General features: G+C 34.6%; 2 protein-coding genes. One reads left to right on the top strand and one right to left on the bottom strand.

Going from position 1 to position 1,694, the window contains the following annotated elements; genetic code table 11:
* Positions 1-267: 267 nt before the first annotated feature.
* A complete protein-coding gene (locus MUW73_RS01360; RefSeq protein WP_243017905.1) occupies positions 268-873 on the bottom strand; it encodes an outer membrane beta-barrel protein in 606 nt (201 codons plus the stop codon).
* A 290-nt stretch (positions 874-1,163) separates the two neighbouring features.
* Here MUW73_RS01360 and MUW73_RS01355 point away from each other — a divergent pair, with 290 nt between their 5' ends.
* On the top strand, positions 1,164-1,529 hold the full coding sequence (locus MUW73_RS01355; RefSeq protein ID WP_243017904.1) for a YraN family protein: 366 nt from the start codon (positions 1,164-1,166) through the stop codon (positions 1,527-1,529).
* Positions 1,530-1,694: the final 165 nt, after the last annotated feature.

Raw genomic sequence — 1,694 nt, 5'->3', positions numbered from 1 at the left:
AAAGTTACGGGAAGCTTAGTTTACAGCTGAAAAAACAGGAATCTCCCTGTAAGCCATCCCGGCAACTGTTTTTCTTTATTTTACTTCTGGTAGTCAGGTCATTTGATCCGTCTAGCTAATGTTTATATCTTACCTACATCTAGTAGGTTGTTGTTGTCTTTTTGTTATTTCTTACAAATGACTCAACATCAATCAAGTAAGCAACAAGTCTATGCATTAATGAATCCTAAAGTATTGATTTATATCTAGAATAGATTGCATATGATACTAAAATAAAAAACAAAGATCAACACAAACAAAGTTATTATAACAATAACAATTATTCGTATCTTTTGTATACATTATACCTGGCACATCCCAACAATAACTTAAACTCAAAACAAGGCTATTGGTTAAGCTAAAATCATATTTTACGCCACCACCTAACAGGATAAAAAAACCGAAGGGCCGTTTGGTTAAAACAGCAGAAGAACCTGAATCAGCTGGTGTAATGGGTCTACTGGGCAGATTGATAGAGGGTATGACACCTAGCTTAAAATAGATACTGGTATCAAGCATAACCTCACTGGTATAAAATCTACATAGAACAGGTATCCAAAGATAATGTAAAGAGTAGCCCTCATCTATACAACTTAAGGAATCGGTAGCATCACGAGCAACTTGCATACGGCTTAAGGCATAGGAGAGGCCTAAACTAAGGTTACAGTGCTCTTGTAGCACAAGGTGATAGGCACAGCCAAAGTGTAAGGCCATGGCTCCTCCTTTATCATAAAGGACCGGTTTGATGCGGTTATACAGTCTATTAGTAGCATAAGAAGGCGACAATTCAGCACTAAAACGGCCAGAAAATGCCATAGCACTATTATGGCCCATTGCAAAATACAAAGCTAAAATTAGAATCCTTCTCATAGAGGACTAAATTACAGCTATTTTATGGTAAAAATAAATTTATATTTATTTTAATTTACTAAACTTTTTTAAAATTTGAGCTTAAAATAGCTACCCAGAGCGGGGTAGGATACCGTATTTAACATTAAATATTTAGACGTTTAGCAAACATTTATGAAGTAATAGTCTACCTAGCATCTAGTCTTTATTCCAACTATTGCTTACGGATACATAATCCATTTGTAGTATAGTGTACTAGCTATTTATTGTAAACTATGGCAACAAAAAATATTGCGCAAGCCTTTGGTCAATATGCAGAAGAGGTTGCAGCAGATTACTTGGTAAAAAAAGGGTTTAAGGTACTAGCCCAAAATTTTCGTTACAAACGATTTGAGATAGATCTTATTGTGCAAAAAGAGACATTGATTGTTTTTGTTGAGGTAAAAGCACGTAAAAATACTTTATTTGGAAACCCAGAATCTTTTGTTAACCAAAAGAAAATTCGTTCCTTGCGCTTAGCGGCCGCGCACTACTTGCGCATACAAAATAGCCAACAGCCCATACGTTTTGATATTGTAGCTGTTTTAGGAAGTCAACACCAAGTTGTTGAAATTATGCACTTGGAGGATGGCTTTTATTAGCATACATATAGAAAATTTTGTAGCTGTTCAGCCAATAGCGTCAACTTAAGGAATTTTTAATTATTTTTATTTGGTTATAAGGCTTTTTTATCTTACTTTTTTCTTAATAAAAAAGTAAGAAAAAAATCAAGCCCTGGTAAAAAGTTACGGAAAGCTCCCCTTACA

This window comes from Candidatus Cardinium sp. cByotN1, assembly GCF_022810525.1.
Taxonomy (GTDB): domain Bacteria; phylum Bacteroidota; class Bacteroidia; order Cytophagales; family Amoebophilaceae; genus Cardinium.
This window is presented reverse-complemented; position numbering and strand designations above follow the sequence as displayed.

Excerpts from the sequence above, each read along its gene's own strand:
- MUW73_RS01360 (WP_243017905.1), bottom strand. The coding sequence starts at position 873 with ATGGGCCATAATAGTGCTATGGCATTTTCTGGCCGTTTTAGTGCTGAA.
- MUW73_RS01355 (WP_243017904.1), top strand. The coding sequence starts at position 1,164 with ATGGCAACAAAAAATATTGCGCAAGCCTTTGGTCAATATGCAGAAGAG.